A 16,303-nucleotide genomic window follows, 5' to 3' on the forward strand; every position below is an offset into this window, starting at 1 on the left:
GCTGAACGGAATGCATCAGGAACGGTTGCTTCCGCTACCGAAAGAGCGCCCGGCACACTGTCCCCATGACCGACGTCCAGCCGCGCTCCGACGCTGCCGCCCCGACCGTCCACGACGACCTCGCCGACGCGTCCGTCGCGCTCGTCCGGCAGTGGCTCGCCGAGGCCGAGACGTACCTCGTCGACGGCTCCGCGAAGCAGCTCGCCGGTGTCCTCGCCGACCCGAAGGGCCTCGCGTTCGCCGTCGGGTTCGTCGACGGCGTCGTCCGCCCCGAGGACCTCGGCGTCGCGGCACGCAAGCTCCGCGCCATCGCGCCGGACGCACCCGGGTTCCTGCCGGCCGCGCTCCGCGGCCTGGTGCGCCTCGGTGGCGGACTGGCACCGAGCCTCCCGACCGTCGTCGTGCCCATCGCCCGACGGGTGCTGCGGAACATGGTCGGCCACCTCATCGTCGACGCGACCGACGCGAAGCTCGGGCCGGCGATCGCCGGGATCAAGCAGGACGGCGTCCGCTTGAACGTGAACCTGCTCGGCGAAGCCGTGCTCGGCGAACGCGAAGCCGCCCGTCGTCTCGCCGGCACGCACGCGCTCCTCAGCCGCGACGACGTCGACTACGTGTCCATCAAGGTGTCCTCGACCGTCCACCCGCACTCGCCGTGGGCCTTCGACCACGCCGTCGACGACATCGTCGAACAGCTCCGCCCCCTGTTCGCCCGCGCCGCCGCCGCGTCACCGCGGAAGTTCATCAACCTCGACATGGAGGAGTACAAGGACCTCGACCTCACCATCGCGGTCTTCACGAAGCTCCTCGACGAGCCGCAGTTCACCGACCTCGAAGCCGGCATCGTCCTGCAGGCGTACCTGCCCGACGCGCTCGCTGCGATGGAGCACCTGCAGCAGTGGTCGGCGGCGCGCCGCGCCCGCGGTGGTGCGGACATCAAGGTCCGGCTCGTCAAGGGCGCGAACCTGCCGATGGAGCAGGTCGAGGCGTCCGTGCACGGCTGGCCGCTCGCCACCTGGCACACCAAGCAGGACTCCGACACGAACTACAAGCGCGTCCTCGACTGGGCACTGACGCCCGAGCGGATCGCGAACGTCCGGGTCGGTGTCGCGGGCCACAACCTGTTCGACGTTGCGCACGCATGGCTGCTGGCCGGGCAGCGCGGGGTCCGCGACGGCATCGAGTTCGAGATGCTGCTCGGCATGGCGCAGGGCCAGGCCGCCGCGGTGAAGAAGACCGTCGGCTCGCTGCTGCTCTACACGCCGGTCGTACACCCGGGGGAGTTCGACGTCGCGATCGCCTACCTGATCCGCCGTCTCGAAGAGGGTGCGTCCCAGGACAACTTCATGTCCGCGGTGTTCTCGCTCGCCTCGTCGCCGACGCTCTTCGCCCGCGAGGAAGCCCGCTTCCGCGACTCGCTGGCACCGCTCGCCCTGCCCGGCGGGCTGGACGCCCCCGCCGCGCACCGCGTCGCCGACCGGTACGCCGCCGTCGAGCGCCCGGCCCCGGGTCACTTCGAGAACACGCCCGACAGTGACCCGTCCGTCGCATCGGTCCGCGAGTGGGGTGCCGTCATCACCGCTCGGATCGCGTCGTCGACGCTCGGCGTCTCCGCCGTCCGGGAGGCCCGGATCACCTCCGCCACGACCCTCGAGTCCGCCCTGCGGCGCGTCCGTGCCGCCGGCACCACCTGGGGTTCCTGGTCCGGTGCGGCTCGCGGTGCCGTCCTGCACGCCGTCGGTGACGCGCTGGAGGCGAACCGCGCAGCCCTCGTCGAGGTGATGGCGTCGGAGACCGGCAAGACCATCGACCAGGCCGACCCGGAGGTGTCCGAGGCGATCGACTTCGCCCACTTCTACGGCGAGCTCGCGGCCTCGCTCGACACCGTCGACGGCGCCGCCTTCACCCCGGCGGCTCTGACGCTCGTCACCCCGCCGTGGAACTTCCCGGTCGCGATCCCGGCCGGGTCGACGCTCGCCGCACTGGCTGCCGGTTCCGCGGTCGTCCTCAAGCCCGCGCCGCCGGCCGCCCGCAGTGGTGCCGTCCTGGCATCGGTCATCGAGACCGCCCTCGACGCCCACGGTGCACCCGCCGACGTCCTGGCGTTCCTCGACGTTGAAGAGTCCTCGCTCGGCAAGGAACTCATCGCGTCGCCGCTCGTCGACCGGGTGATCCTGACCGGCGCCTACGAGACCGCCGAGCTGTTCCGGTCGTTCCGGCAGGACCTGCCGCTGCTCGCCGAGACCTCGGGCAAGAACGCCGTCATCGTCACGCCGTCCGCCGACCTCGACCTCGCGGTGAAGGACGTCGTCGCCTCGGCCTTCGGGCACGCCGGGCAGAAGTGCTCCGCCGCCTCGCTCGTCGTCATGGTCGGGTCGGTCGCCAAGTCCAAGCGCTTCCGCAACCAGCTGCTCGACGCGGTGTCCTCGCTGACCGTCGGGTACCCGAGCGACCCGACCAGCCAGATGGGGCCGATCATCGAACCGGCCGCCGGCAAGCTCCTCGACGGCCTCACCACGCTCGGCGCGGGGGAGTCGTGGGCGGTCGAGCCGAAGCAGCTCGACGACACCGGGAAGCTCTGGAGCCCCGGTGTCCGTCAGGGCGTCCGCCGCGGCTCGGACTTCCACCGCACCGAGTACTTCGGCCCGATCCTCGGTGTGATGACCGCCGAGACCCTCGACGAGGCGATCGACATCGTCAACGACGTCGACTACGGCCTGACCTCGGGCCTGCACTCCCTGGACCCGGGCGAGATCGGCACCTGGCTCGGTCGGATCCAGGCGGGCAACCTCTACGTCAACCGCAGCATCACCGGCGCGATCGTCCGCCGCCAGCCCTTCGGCGGCTGGAAGAAGTCCGCCGTGGGTGCGGGCACCAAAGCCGGTGGCGTGAACTACCTGGTCGGCCTCGGCTCCTGGGCGCCCGCGGCTGCGACCGCCGGATCGACGCCGTCGTCGGCCGTGTCGGCCTTCGTCCGAGCCACCGGGGTGGACTCCGAGTCCCTCAGCCGCGCGGTCGCGTCGGACGAGCTCGCCTGGGCCTCGGAGTTCGGTGTCGCCGCGGACGTGTCGGCACTGACCGCCGAGCGGAACGTCTTCCGGTACCTGCCGTACCCGGGGGTGCAGGTGCGCCTGGCCGCGACTGGGGCTTCGGCTGCTTCGGCCGCGGCTGCTTCGGATGGGTCGGGCGTGGACGGTCTCGTGCGGGTCGTCGCCGCGGCGCTGCGGGCCGGCACCCCGGTCGACGTCTCCGTCGCCGATGACCTGCCGGCGTCGGTCGCCACGGCCCTCCGCGGCCTGTCGATCATCGGCACGCTCCGGCAGGGGGAGTCCGACGACGCCTTCGCCGCCCGGATCGCCGCCGGGCACTCCACACGGGTGCGACTCATCGGCGGGGACGCCGCTGCCCTGGCGGTCGGGACGAACGGACGCCCGGACATCGCGGTGTACGCCGAGCCGGTCACCGAAGCCGGACGGATCGAGATGCTGCCGTTCCTCCGCGAGCAGGCGGTGTCCATCACGGCGCACCGCTTCGGCACGCCGAACCACCTGTCCGACGAGCTCCTCTGACGCCTGGGCAGCTGTCCGGTCGCCGCACGTTGTGGGCGCACCGTCAGCTGTCCGGCGTTGCCTCGGGGCGGCCACCACGACGGTGGCGAGTCGTACCGAGGAGCACCACATGACCGACCCGATCGCCCACCCCACCGCCCTGGCGCACGTCCGCGTGACCGTGACCGACATCGCCCGCAGCAAGGCGTTCTACCAACAGCTGCTCGGCGTCGATCCGGTCATCGACTTCAGCGACCAGGTCGACCAGCCCGGCGTCACCGAGGACCGTGAGCGCTTCTACGGCGGCTGCGTGTTCCCGCTCGGCGACCAGGTGTTCGGGCTGCGTCCGGTCGCACCGTCCGGGCAGCGGTTCGACCCGGACACGGTGGGTCTCGACCACGTGAGCTTCACCCTCGGCTCGGTCGACGAACTGCACCAGGCTGCGGCCCGGTTGGACGCGGCGGGCATCGAGCACGGAGAGGTCACCGAACTCGGGGACGCCGGCATGACGATCCTGTCGGTGCAGGACCCCGATGACATCAACCTGGAGTTCGCCGCGCGCAAGTGAGTCGTCGGGCGCCCGGTCGGACGGTCGAGGCCGTCTGCCCGGGCATCCGGTCACTCGCCGTGGCCCTGCATCTCGGCAGCATCGCCGACCGTGCACACCGACAGTCCTTCGATCGTGTACCCGACCGGGTCGGCATAGAGGTCGATGGACGTGGTCGGACCGCCGAAACCTCGGACACCGCGCACGGGGTCCTTGCCGCTGTTCTCGTAGGCCTGGGTCGTGATCCCCTTCGCTTCCCAGAGGTCCTGGAGCTTGGCGACGTCGGACTGCAGCGTACCGCCCGCCTTCCTGTCCACGATGTAGGAGTACGCGGCTCCGGCGGCGCCTCCCGGCAAGGGACACGACTGCACCGCGGGCCCGCTGCGGATCGTCCAGTCGCCGCCGATCTCGGCGTACGACCGGTCGACGATGTCGACGACCGCCTGCTTCGCCTGATCACTGGTCATCGTGCGTGGTTCGGCCGAGGTGTGCTCGGTGGTGCATCCGGCGAGCAGGACGACGGCGGCGGCGATGGTGATCGCGGCGGGTGTCGTGCTCAAGCGGTGGTGGCCTTCCTCGTCGGTGACGGCGTTCAGCGGTCGAACCCGTGCTGCACGGGCCGCAGGATGTACTCGTACGTCGTGCGTGCCCGGTCGGGGTCCGGGGTCTCGCCGGAGATCAGGTCCGCGTACGTGAACGACTCTGACACGCGCACGAGCAGGCGGCCGAGTTCCTCGGGGGAGAGCGGCGTCGGATCGAACACGCCGGCGGCCCGCTCCGTCTCGATGAGCGACGCCACGACGGCCACGAAGCGCCGCTGCACGTCACTGTCGGTCGTCGTGAGTAGGCGCAGTGCCCTGGCCGGCTCGCGGGTCAGGAAGGCCCGGAAGTACGGCGCTCGGATCAGGTCCGCGGTGAACCGGTCGAGGACGTCGACGATCCGCTCCGCTCCCGAGGGTGCGGCGGCGCGGCCGGCGGCGTCGAGCGTCGGGACGGCCAGCGACCAGAGGATCTCGGAGAGCAGCTGGTCGCGGTTGCCGACCCAGCGGAACAGCGAGGTCCGATCGACCCCGAGCGAGGACGCGAGCGCCCCCATGTCGATGCGGGCGCCGTCGATGAAGCTGTGCCGCGCAGCACGGAAGGCGCGCTGGGAGTCGGGATGGGCCTCCAGGCGAGCGGCGAGTGCGCTCGGGACGAGGGCCGAGCCGAGCGCGCCGAGTGCCTGCCTGCTCACGGTTCCCCCAGAGTCGTCGTGCCGGTCTTGCAACGTTTCCGAGAATGATGCATCGTTGGGTCCATGTCAATGACCGCCGCGCAGACACCCCTGCTGGAATCCGACTTCTACCGGTTCCAGGAGCAGCTGACCGACCAGGAACGCGACTCCCTGGGGAAGCTCCGCGAGTACCTCGAGCGCGACGTCGCGCCGATCGCTGACCAGTACTGGGCCCGCGCCGAGTTCCCGAAGCAGGTCATCGCACCGCTCGCCGAACTCGGCATGTACGGCCCGGGTATCCCGCTGGTCCGCCAGTTCGAGAACTCCGCCGTGTACCGCGGTTGGGCTGCGCTCGAGCTCGGCCGCATCGACGCCGGGGTCTCGACCTTCATCGGCGTGCAGTCCGGCCTCGCCATGAACTCCATCGCGGTCGCCGGCAGCGACGAGCAGCAGCGCGAGTGGCTGCCCCGGATGGCCTCCGGCGAGATCGTCGGAGCGTTCGGTCTGACCGAACCGCTGTCCGGCAGCGACTCAGCCCGCGGCCTCCGGACCACCGCCCGACGCGAGGGCGACACCTGGGTGCTCAATGGGTCGAAGCGGTGGATCGGCAACGCCACGTTCGCCGACGTCATCGTCATCTGGGCGAAGGACGAGTCGGACAACCAGGTGAAGGGCTTCCTCGTGACGTCGGACACCCCGGGGTTCACCGCGACGAAGATCGAGGACAAGATCGCCCTCCGGTCGGTGCAGAACGCCGACATCACGCTCGAGGACGTCCGCGTTCCCGAGTCCCGTCGGCTGCAGCACGCCGACTCGTTCCGCTCGACAGCGACCGTCCTCCGTCTGACCCGCACCGAGGTCGCCTGGCAGGCTGTCGGGATCTCGATCGGGGCCTACGAGGCAGCGCTCCGGTACGCGCAGGAGCGCGTGCAGTTCGGCAAGCCGATCGCCTCGCACCAGCTGATCCAGGACCTGCTCGTCAAGTCGCTCATGAACATCACCGCGTCGATCGCGCTCTGCACCCAGGCGTCGGCGCTGCAGGACCAGGGAGTGGGTGGCGACGAGCACTCGGCGATGGCCAAGGCCTTCGCCACGACGAAGATGCGCGAGACCGTCGGCTGGTGCCGCGAGGTGCAGGGCGGCAACGGCATCGTGCTCGACAAGGGGGTCGCCCGGTTCTTCGCGGACGCCGAGGCGATCTACTCCTACGAGGGCACACGCGAGGTCAACACGCTCATCGTCGGTCGCGCGGTGACGGGCCAGGGCGCATTCGTCTGACCCGCTGAGGCAGCCGTCGCTCGGAAGCCCGGGCGACGGCTGCCTCCGCCTCAGCCGAGCAGCTCCGGCCGCTCCCAGTCCTGCCCGAGCACGTGCTGCCCGAGGAACGCGAACACCGTCTGGTACCAGAGCTTCGCGTGCTGGGGCTGCAGCACCCAGTGGTTCTCGTTCGGGAAGTACAGGAACCGGTGCGGCATCCGACCGTCGACGTCCGCATGGTGTTCAGCGAGCTCGGACCACAGTCGCAGTCCCTCGCCGATCGGCACGCGGTAGTCGTGGTCCCCGTGCACCACGAGCATCGGCGTCCGGATGTCCCCGACGAAGCGGTGCGGGTCGTTCGCCGCCAGACCGTCGGCGTCGAAGATCGACTGCCAGTAGTGCGCGGCGTCGGTCGTGCCGGCGAACTGGTCGAGTGCCCAGAGGCTGGCGTGGGTGACGATCGCGTCGAACCGGTCGGTGTGCCCGGCGACCCAGTTCGCCATGTAGCCGCCGAACGAGCCGCCCATCGCCGCCGTGCGGGTCTCGTCGATGTCGTCCCGCGCGACGACCGCGTCGGTGATCGCCATCAGGTCCGTATACGGCGCCTGCCCCCAGGCGTTCCAGCCGCGGTTGACGAAGTCCAGGCCGTAGCCGGTCGACAGCGCCGGGTCCGGCAGCAGCACGGCGTAGCCCTGCGCCACCGCGAGCATCGGCGTCCACCGCCACGACCACTGGTTGAACGAGTTCAGCGGGCCGCCGTGGATCCAGAGCAGCAGCGGGTGCGCGGGCCCCGTGGCCGCGGTGTCGTCGGGCAGGACCAGCCAGCCGCGGACACGTGTGCCGTCAGCCGCGGTGGTCTCGACCTCTTCCAGGCGTCCGGGCACGTCCGGCAGGGGAGCGGGCGTGGCCAGGACGTGCACCGTCCCGTCGGCGTCGATCCGGACCGGGTGCAGCGGTGCCGCCCAGGAGGCCCGCAGCGCCACCACGACACCGCTCTCGGCCGCCACCCGCAGGCTCGAGTACGTCCAGTCGTCCTGCGTCAGCTGTTCAACGGGGGCACCGTCGAGCGGCAGGCGGAACACCGGCGCCCGGCCGTCCTGATCGGCCGTCGCCAGCAGTGCCCGGTCCCCGTGCTCGAAGACCAGCTGGCTCGGCCAGCGGTCCCAGTCGGTCGCGATCCGCCGGGCACCGCTGCCGTCGATGCTCGCCGTCCAGACCTCTTGCTGGTTCGCGCCGGCCGGAGTCGAGCGGACGGTCCGCATCCAGGCGATCGTCCGACCGTCCGAGCTGAGCGCGGGCATCTCGTGGTCGACGCCCGGGTCGTCGAAGAGCACGGTACGCGTCCCCGTCTCGAGGTCGATGGTCACGAGGACGAAGCGGTGCCCGCGCGCCTCGTGCACGCCCACCGAGGCGAGCAGGGTGCGTCCGTCGGGAGTCAGTGCGCCGTCGATGGCGTCGAGGGTGCGGCTCGGCTGCGGCGTGGCATCGGTCGGCTTCGGCAGGTGTGCCGGGTAGCGGGGCTCCTGCGGCTCGCCGGCACCGTCGCCGGCGTCCCCGTCGGTGCCCTGCGCTTCCCGCAGCGTGCGCAGGTCGAGCCGCAGCACGTGCGGCTCGTCCGGCCCCAGGTCGTGGTCCCAGTACCGGATCGGGTATGACTCGTGCAGGATCGCCCGGACCTTCTGGTCGTCCCGCCGCTTCCGGAGGGCGGCATCGCGGTCGACGTCCCCGTCGGCCGCGGGCAGCAGGGGTGCGGTGACCGCCAGCACGTCCGATGCCGACGCGGCGCCGAGCAGACTGCCGACACCGCCGGCCAGCCGGGTGACCGGGCGCGCTTCCCCGCCGGCGGCCGGCAGGAGCCAGAGCTGCGCGGAGGCGCCGTCCTTGCCGGACTCGGCGTCCGGCCGACCGGAGACGAACAGCAGGTCGCCGTGCCGGGTGAACGCGGCCGCCGACTCGCCCGTCGCCGAGCGGGTCAACCGTTTCGCGGCACCGTCGCCGGAGGTCGGGACCGCCCACACCGACTTCTTGTAGGTGGTGCCGTCGGCGTCGAGCGTGCTCACCGTCACGGCCGCACGTTCGCCGTCGGGGCTCAGCACGAGCCCGTCGACACGGGGCAGCGCGAGGAACTGGTCGAGGTCCGAGAACGGTGTCGTCATGCCGTCACGCTACCGACGGCACCGCCCCCGGCACAGGGCTCAGACCGGCTCTGTGGAGAACCCGACAGAACCCACAGGCACTGTCCGTCACGCCCAGAACGCGGCGACCCGCTCCGCGACCTGCTCCGCCTGCGCCCGCCCGGCCTCAGCCGAGGGCCGCTGCGTCGACAGCGCCAGTGAGTTCGTCCCGAAGGCCCGGATCGACGCCTCGTCCGCGACCACGACCTCCACCTGCGACCCAGCATCGCGGAGCGCGGCGACGGACCGGTCGAGCCACGGTCCCAGCGGCGACGGGCCCTCCGGGCTGCACGCGATCACGAGGACCCGCTCGTACCCGGCGGCGACGTCCGCGTTGGTCGCCGATCGCACCCCGCCGTCGACGTACGGGTGCCCGTCGATGCGCACCGGCGACCAGACGATCGGCACCGAGCAGCTCGCGGCGACAGCGCGCTCCAGCGGCACGCCGTCCTCGGCGCGGAACACCCGGAAGGACCCGTCGACCGCGTCGACCGTGGTCACCGCGTAGGGCTTCGCCGGCCACTCGGCGCTCGGCAGCGTCTGTCGGAAGGTGGCGACACGCTCGTCGTCACTCTGGCCGGCGGTGACCTCCTGCGCCGCAGCGCCGACCCGCGCGCGGGCGTCCTGCTCCGAGGTCGCGCCCTGCATCGCGGCGGCGAAGCGCTGCTCGACCTCGGAGACGTCCACAGCGGCGGGCTCCTCGTACGTCGTCGGCAGAGGGGTCGTCTGCTGCGCGTAGGCGTCCTGCACCGCGCCGGCGCGCAGGAACGCGCCCACCACGCTGCCCGCACTCGTGCCGACCACCAGGTCGGCGGCTCCGAGGTCGACCCCGGCGTCCTCGAGCGCGGACAGCACGCCGAGCTCCCAGGCGATGCCGGCGACCCCGCCGCCTCCGAGGACGATCGCGCGGGTTCCGGGCGTGGGAGTGGGCTCTGCAACATCGGTCATGTGTCCTGCATACCAAGTCCGGCGATGAACGCGCACCACGCCGGGTCGGCGGACCCCGCCACGGGCCGGCCGGGAGGCGCGGATCGCCCCCGCCCCGCGCCTCCCGTCCGCCGGTGGGCCACGCACAACGGAAGCCGGCTCGCGCCGCGGTTACCCGCGGTTCGAGCCGGTTCCTGTTGTGCTGCGCCGAAGCGCGCCGCGCAGGCGCGCCGCGTCGGGTCGGCGGGCCCCGCCACGGGCCGGTCGGGAGGCGCAGATCGCCCCCGGCCCGCGCCTCCCGTCCGCCGGTGGGTCACGCACAACGGAAGCCGGCTCGCGCCGCGGTTTCCCGTGGTTCGAGCCGGTTGCTGTTGTGCTGCGCCGAAGCGCGCCGCGCCGTGCACCACGTCGGGTCGGCGGACCCCGTCATGAGCCGGTCGGGAGGCACGGATCGCCCCTGCCCCGCGCCTCCCGTCCGCCGGTGGGTCACGCACAACGGAAGCCGGCTCGCGCCGAGGTTTCCCGCGGTTCGAGCCGGTTGCTGTTGTGCTGCGCCGAAGCGCGCCGCGCAGGCGCCACGCGGGGTGGGCGGGCCCGGCCACGGGCCGGTCGGGAGGCGCGGATCGCCCCCGCCCCGCGCCTCCCGTCCGCCGCTGGGTCGCGCACAACAGGAACCGGCTCGCGCCGCGGTTTCCCGCGGTTCGAGCTGGTTCCTGTTGTGCTGCGCCGAAGCGCGCCACGCCGCGCCAACGGGCGCGCCGGCCCGCCCCGCTACTCGGCCGCGACGTCGATGAGCACCTTGCCGACCGCGTCGCCCTGCACGGCGTCGTGGGCGGCCGCGGTCTCCTCGAGCGGGAAGCGCAGCAGCGGCAGCCCCGCGTCCTCGCCGACCGGCAGGACACCGTCGCGCAGTGCGGCGGTGACGTCCTCGGCAGCGGCGGCCAGGCTAGCGTCGCCGATCGTGTAGAGCAGCAGGAACTGGTACCGGGCGTTGATGCTCATGTTCGGCCGGACCGGGATCGACGCCGCGTCGCCACCGTTGTCGGCGTACATCGAGACGACACCGTGGTTCGCCAGCACGGCCGCGTCCAGGTCGGCGTTCGCGGGGATCGACACCTCGACGACGATGTGCACGCCGTCCGGGGCGATCGCGCGGATCTGGTCGGCGGCGTCGTCCTCGCGGTAGTTGACGGTGTGGTGGGCGCCGGCCGCGGTGGCGAGGGCTGCCTTGTCGTCGGAGCTGATCGTCGCGATGACGGTCGCGCCGGCCCACCGTGCCAACTGGATGGCGGCGTGCCCGACGGCACCCGCGCCTCCCGCGACGAGGACGGTGCGACCGGTCAGGGCGCCGGGGGAGAGTCGGGCGGGACCGTCCTCGTGCACGGTCAGGGCGCGGTGGGCGGTCATCGCGGGGACGCCGAGCGAGGCGCCGACGTCGAACGAGACGCCCTCGGGCAGCGGTGCGACGCGGGTGGCGGGGACGACGCTGTACTCCTGCGCGGTGCCGGTCGGGCGGGAGGCCGCGGCCATGAACAGCCAGACGTGGTCGCCGACCGACAGCCCCTCGACCCCGGGGCCGACCGCGTCGACGATGCCGGCGCCGTCCTGGTTCGGGGTGATCTCCGGGAACGGCAGGCCGTCGCCGTAGGTCCCGCCCTGCCGGGCCTTCCAGTCGGTGGGGTTCACGCCGGAGACGACCACGCGGACGCGGACCTCACCGTCGCCGGGTTCGGGGACCGGACGGTCGGCGAGGGAGAGGACGGCGGACGTTCCGGGCTGGGAGTAGACGATGGATCGCATGTCTCCACGCAACCACCGGCGGGCGGTCGCGATTCCAGGAGGGACGTCTTCAGCCGCGCGCGTCGTACCCCGAGCGGGCCTCGGCGACGCCGTCCATGTGGTCGATCGCCCACTGTTCGAGTGGCACGAGGACCGTACGGAGCGACCGTCCGGTGTCGGTGAGTTCGTACTCCACGTGCGGAGGGATCTCGGGGAACACCGTCCGGGTGACCAGCCCGTCGCGTTCCAGGGCACGGAGGGTCTGCGTGAGCATCTTCTGCGACACCCCCTGCACCCGGGTGGCGATCGCCGAGTAGCGGCGGGGCCCGTCCGCCAGGGCGCCGATCGTCAGGACGCTCCAGCGGTCCCCGATCCGGTCGAGGAGCTGCCGGGAGGGGCAGTCCGCCGCGTAGGGGCTGTACTCGAGCGCGCTCATGGTGGCCTTCCGTCGGACACGACCCGCGACGCGCCCGGGCGGGGGACGCACCACGAGGTGCCTACTTACCGAAAGAGAGTAACACCCGTACAGTGAGTGACACGGCGCGTGACCGCGTCGGAACCGTCACACGAAGGAGCTCGCATGTCCACCATCGTCGTCTTCGGAGGCACCGGCTACGCCGGCTCCGCCATCGTCCGTGAAGCCCTCTCCCGCGGCCACGAGGTCGTCGCCGTCGCGCGCGACACCTCCAAGCTCGACGCCGCCGAGCACCTCACGCTCGCCCAGGGCGACGCGTTCGACGCCGGCTTCGTGTCCGACGTGACCAAGGGCGCCGACGTCGTCATCGTGTCCCTGCACGCGGTCCAGTCCGACGGCAGCGAGCTCAAGGACAAGTTCCAGCACTTCGTCGACGCCGCCGAGGCTGCGGGTGCGCGTCTCGGCATCGTCGGTGGCGCCGGCTCGATGCTCGTCGCCGAGGGCGGCCCGGCCCTGTACGACACCCCCGACTTCCCGGACGCCTTCAAGGGCGAGGCGAAGAGCCACGGCCAGATCCTCGAGGCCCTGCGCGCCGGCGACACCTCGGTCGACTGGTTCTACGTCAGCCCCGCCGCGGCCTTCGGTGGCTACAACCCGGGCGAGCGTCGCGGCACCTACCGCTCGTCGGACGACGTCCTGCTCGCCGATGCCGAGGGCAACTCGGACATCTCGGGTGCCGACTACGCGATCGCCGTCGTCGACGAGATCGAGCAGCCGAAGCACCACCAGGCGCGTTTCGGCGTCGCCTACTGAGCCGACCGGCTCGCGTCACCGCATGACGGACGGGAGGCCCGTGACCAGCTGGTCACGGGCCTCCCGTCCGTCAGGTCAGCGGTTGCCGACGATGGCTGGCAGGGGCAGGTGGTGGCGCATGCGGACCTCGAGGTGCAGGCCACCCCGCCGTGCCAGGACGAGCGCGGTGACCGCCGCGGCCGCGGCCGGGACGCCGCCGGCGACCATCATCCCGACGTGCGCCCCGAAGTGGTCGACGACCTGGCCCATCAGCGGGCCGCCGATCGCCTGTCCGCCCAGGAGCACGAGGACGTAGAGCGACATCACCCGGCCGCGGATGGCGACGTTCGAGGACAGCTGCACCAGTGAGTTCGACGCCGTCTGGAAGAGCAGCTGGGACAACCCGACGACGACCAGCAGGACCGTGAACGGCGCGATCGTCGGGGTCGTCCCGGCGACCACGAGCAGGACCCCGGTCCAGAACACCCCGCCGACGATCGTGCGCAGCCGCACCACTGCGCGCCGGGTGGAGAGGACCGCGCCGGTCAGTGCGCCGACGGCGACCGCGGAGTTGAACAGGCCGTACCCGCCTGCGCCGACGCCGTAGACCTTCGAGGCGAACGCGGAGAGCAGCACCGGCATCGTCAACGCGAACACCGAGAAGAACGCCACCAGGATCACCGGCACGATGATCGTCGGCTTCGCGGCGGCGTAGCGGAGGCCCTCCATGAGCTGCCCCTTCGACCGCGGGGCCGGCGGCGTGCGGTGCAGTTCGGACACGCGGAGGAACCCGAGCGTCACGACCACGGCGACGCAGGCGATCGCGTTGATGCCGAACGACCACCCGGCCCCGACGGCGACGAGCAGGATGCCGGACAGCGCGGGGCCGATCATGCCGCCGAGCTGGAACACCGACGAGTTGACGCTGATCGCGTTCCGCAGGTGCTGGTGTCCGACGATCTCGGTGACGAACACCTGGCGCGCCGGGTTGTCGATGACGGTGACCATGCCGACCAGGAACGCGATCACCCAGATGTGCCACGCCTGCACCACCCCGGCCAGGGTCAGCACCGCGAGCAGCAGCGAGAGCACCGCGAAGGCACCCTGCGTGATCATCATCAGCGCCCGCTTCGAGTAGCGGTCGACGAACACCCCGCCGAGCAGCCCGAACAGCAGCATCGGGGCGAACTGGCACGCGACCGTGATGCCGACCTGCGCGACCGACCCGGTGAGCTGCAGCACGAGCCAGTCCTGGGCGATGCGCTGCATCCACCCGGCGGTCATCGCGACGAGGTTGGTGGCGGTGAACAGCCGGAAGTTCGGCACGGACAGGGCGATGAAGGACCGGCGCCACGGCGGGCGGACGGTGCTGATCGGGAGCGGCTCGGTGGGCGGGTGGATGGTCGTCGGTGACGATCGCACGGTGCGGGAGACTCCGGCTGTCGAGGATGGGAACGGTACCCAACCGAAACTAACCCCTCGACGGCCATTCGATCCTCCTATGATCGGCATCACTCCATTGCGATGTCGAATGAGGGGCCCGCTGTGCTCGATCCCGTCCTGCTCCAGACCTTCCTGGCCGTCGCCGAGACCGGCAGCTTCACGCAGGCCGGCGTCCAACTCGGCGTCAGCCAGCCGACGGTCTCCCAGCACGTCCGCCGACTCGAGTCGACGGTCTCGCGGACCCTCGTCGCCCGGGACACCCGAGGGGTCCGCCTGACCGACAACGGCGACGCGATGGCCGGGTTCGCGCGGACGATCCTCGCCGCCCACGCCACGGCCGACGCGTACTTCTCGGGCGTCGCCGCCCGTGGCCGACTCCGGTTCGGTGCCGCGGACGACCTGGCGATCACGCAGCTGCCCCGCATCCTCCGCGACTTCCGGAAGCTGCACCCGCAGGTCGACCTCGAGCTGACGGTGAACCAGTCCGCACCGCTGCTCCGCCGGGTGCACGCGGGGCAGCTCGACCTCGTGTTCATCAAGCGCACCGCGGGGGAGTCCGCCGAGGGGACCCGGGTCGCCTCGGACCAGATGGTCTGGATGGCGCAGGACGGCATCGCGCTGGAAGTCGACGACCCGGTGCCGCTGATCGCCTACCAGGCACCGAGCATCAGTCGGCAGATGGCGATCGACGCGCTGGAAGCCGCCGGCCGCACCTGGCGGATCACCTGCAACACCCGCGACGTCAACGGAGTCCTCGCAGCCGTCCGTGCCGGCATCGGGGTCGCGGTGTTCCCGCACTCGCTGATCCCGGCGGACCTGGTGAAGGTGTCGCAGCGGCTGTCGTTGCCGGACCTGCCGGCGGTCGACTACGTCCTGATCGCCAACCCGACCGTGCAGCGCGAGCCGATCGAGGCCCTGACGAACGCGATCCTGTCGCGCGGGGTCGTCCGCGCCGTCTGACTGTCGGCCTTCCCCGTCGGACGCCCGGTATGCCAGCATGTCGGTCTCGACGATGCAGGAGGGACCCCAGATGTACGCAGACGCCGCCACGTCCGCCTGGCCACCGGAGATGCTCATCACCGAGGAACGACGCGAGCACTCGCTGTGCATGCTGCTCTTCCTCGAGTCGACATCGGCGAGTGCGGCCGGGTGGTCCGGAGCAGATCGGAGCAGTTGGCTCGCGGCGTGGTCGGCGTCGATCGCGGCGCTCGTCACGCGGCCGGACGGCTGGGAAGAGGACTTCGAGTTCGTCCGGCAGGCGAGCGCGTGGGCTGAGCACCTCGCGGAGCACCTGGGGGACGCTGTCCTCGATGACGCCCTCGCGGACGCCTACGGCACCTGGCTCGAGGCTGCGGCTCCGAGCGATGCTGAGGTCACCTACGACGACCGGGTGCTCGATGACCTGGTCGCCGCATGGCGCGTCGGGCTGCGGACCCTGGTGGTCCTCCCGACCTCGGGCACGATGGCCGTCCTGCTCTCGGCGTCGACGCTCCTGCTGTCGATGCCGGTGCGCGGTGACGTCGAGCACTTCCGCTCGGCGCTCCGGATGTTCGCGACGGACCGGTCGGGCTGACCAGCCGAGTGGCGTTCGGTGGTCAGGGCGCGATCGTCGGGACGGTCCCGGTGCCGGTGATGTCCGGCAGCGGTGCGCCGAGCGCCGAGGCGACCGCCCACAGCAGCACGAGGGTGCCGACCGTGCCGAGCACCGCACCGAGCAGGGCGACGGGCCGCTGCCACGCTGTCAGCGGGTTCCGCATGGTCACGACGGACACCAGGACCGCGAGCAGTCCGAGGACCACGCCGACCGCGTGCACGGTCGCGGGAGCGGTGAACCACCAGGCGGCCAGTCCGATCGTCCCGAGGCCGGCGATCGCACCCAGGACAGCGCCCTGCGTCGGCCCGAGCGACCGGGCGGGTCGTGCGGTCCGGCCCGGGGTGGGCTGCGCACCGGCCGGGAGGCGCGCCTCACCCTCCGTCACGGCCGTCGCGACGGTCGGGACCTCCGCTGGCGCCGGGAGCGGGACGGCGGTCGAGCGGCGCTTCGGCGGCTCCTCGACGGTGCGGCGGGACCCGAACAGCCGGCGGCCGGTCGTGCCGCGTCCGCGAGCGTTCCGGTGCTCTCGGGCCGACGTGGGTCCGGCGACCGCAGCGGGGTCGACGGCCGTGGCGTCGGCGCTGCCGGAGACGGCCGGGGCGACCCGCGGCAGG

14 protein-coding genes are annotated in these 16,303 nt (G+C 72.1%); 6 read left to right on the forward strand and 8 right to left on the reverse strand.

Annotated features, from left to right (window positions below; genetic code table 11):
- Positions 1-65 precede the first annotated feature (65 nt).
- Together QL987_RS06800 and QL987_RS06805 are read left to right on the forward strand one after the other, a co-directional pair.
- The gene (locus QL987_RS06800; protein WP_290156885.1) at positions 66-3,569 is read left to right on the forward strand and encodes a proline dehydrogenase family protein; all 3,504 of its coding nucleotides are present in this window, start codon (positions 66-68) and stop codon (positions 3,567-3,569) included.
- 109 nt (positions 3,570-3,678) lie between these two features.
- On the forward strand, positions 3,679-4,116 hold the full coding sequence (locus QL987_RS06805) for a VOC family protein (RefSeq protein WP_111075030.1): 438 nt from the start codon (positions 3,679-3,681) through the stop codon (positions 4,114-4,116).
- A gap of 50 nt (positions 4,117-4,166) precedes the next feature.
- On the opposite strand, the gene QL987_RS06810 is transcribed toward QL987_RS06805, so the two are convergent.
- Together QL987_RS06810 and QL987_RS06815 are read right to left on the reverse strand one after the other, a co-directional pair.
- Positions 4,167-4,655 (reverse strand): hypothetical protein, encoded by a 489-nt coding sequence (locus QL987_RS06810; protein ID WP_290156886.1) that lies wholly within the window; start codon positions 4,653-4,655, stop codon positions 4,167-4,169.
- A gap of 32 nt (positions 4,656-4,687) precedes the next feature.
- A complete protein-coding gene (locus QL987_RS06815; RefSeq protein ID WP_253462604.1) occupies positions 4,688-5,329 on the reverse strand; it encodes a QsdR family transcriptional regulator in 642 nt (213 codons plus the stop codon).
- A 63-nt stretch (positions 5,330-5,392) separates the two neighbouring features.
- Here QL987_RS06815 and QL987_RS06820 point away from each other — a divergent pair, with 63 nt between their 5' ends.
- A complete protein-coding gene (locus QL987_RS06820; protein ID WP_290156887.1) occupies positions 5,393-6,586 on the forward strand; it encodes an acyl-CoA dehydrogenase family protein in 1,194 nt (397 codons plus the stop codon).
- A 50-nt stretch (positions 6,587-6,636) separates the two neighbouring features.
- On the opposite strand, the gene QL987_RS06825 is transcribed toward QL987_RS06820, so the two are convergent.
- From QL987_RS06825 to QL987_RS06840, 4 genes are all read right to left on the reverse strand, one after another.
- Positions 6,637-8,721 carry a prolyl oligopeptidase family serine peptidase gene (locus tag QL987_RS06825; protein ID WP_290156888.1) on the reverse strand — a complete coding sequence of 695 codons (2,085 nt, stop codon included), beginning with the start codon at positions 8,719-8,721 and terminating at the stop codon, positions 6,637-6,639.
- An 87-nt stretch (positions 8,722-8,808) separates the two neighbouring features.
- A complete protein-coding gene (locus tag QL987_RS06830) occupies positions 8,809-9,687 on the reverse strand; it encodes a patatin-like phospholipase family protein (RefSeq protein WP_290156889.1) in 879 nt (292 codons plus the stop codon).
- Positions 9,688-10,437: 750 nt separating this feature from the next.
- A complete protein-coding gene (locus QL987_RS06835; RefSeq protein WP_290156890.1) occupies positions 10,438-11,466 on the reverse strand; it encodes an NADPH:quinone reductase in 1,029 nt (342 codons plus the stop codon).
- Positions 11,467-11,515: 49 nt separating this feature from the next.
- Positions 11,516-11,881 carry a helix-turn-helix domain-containing protein gene (locus tag QL987_RS06840; protein ID WP_221851638.1) on the reverse strand — a complete coding sequence of 122 codons (366 nt, stop codon included), beginning with the start codon at positions 11,879-11,881 and terminating at the stop codon, positions 11,516-11,518.
- 144 nt (positions 11,882-12,025) lie between these two features.
- Between QL987_RS06840 and QL987_RS06845 the strand changes: the two genes are divergently transcribed.
- Positions 12,026-12,673 (forward strand): NAD(P)H-binding protein, encoded by a 648-nt coding sequence (locus tag QL987_RS06845; protein WP_181439266.1) that lies wholly within the window; start codon positions 12,026-12,028, stop codon positions 12,671-12,673.
- 75 nt (positions 12,674-12,748) lie between these two features.
- On the opposite strand, the gene QL987_RS06850 is transcribed toward QL987_RS06845, so the two are convergent.
- Positions 12,749-14,074, reverse strand: a complete 1,326-nt coding sequence (locus QL987_RS06850) for an MFS transporter (RefSeq protein ID WP_111075039.1) — start codon at positions 14,072-14,074, stop codon at positions 12,749-12,751.
- A 123-nt stretch (positions 14,075-14,197) separates the two neighbouring features.
- On the opposite strand from QL987_RS06850, the gene QL987_RS06855 reads away from it, so the two are divergent.
- A complete protein-coding gene (locus tag QL987_RS06855; RefSeq protein WP_290156892.1) occupies positions 14,198-15,055 on the forward strand; it encodes a LysR substrate-binding domain-containing protein in 858 nt (285 codons plus the stop codon).
- A gap of 70 nt (positions 15,056-15,125) precedes the next feature.
- A complete protein-coding gene (locus QL987_RS06860; RefSeq protein WP_290156894.1) occupies positions 15,126-15,668 on the forward strand; it encodes a hypothetical protein in 543 nt (180 codons plus the stop codon).
- Positions 15,669-15,690: 22 nt separating this feature from the next.
- On the opposite strand, the gene QL987_RS06865 is transcribed toward QL987_RS06860, so the two are convergent.
- Positions 15,691-16,303, reverse strand: a 613-nt coding sequence (locus tag QL987_RS06865; RefSeq protein ID WP_290156896.1) for a hypothetical protein, incomplete at its 5' end; no start/stop codon positions are given.

This window comes from Curtobacterium sp. APC 4022, assembly GCF_030407555.1.
Classification (GTDB): Bacteria; Actinomycetota; Actinomycetes; order Actinomycetales; family Microbacteriaceae; genus Curtobacterium.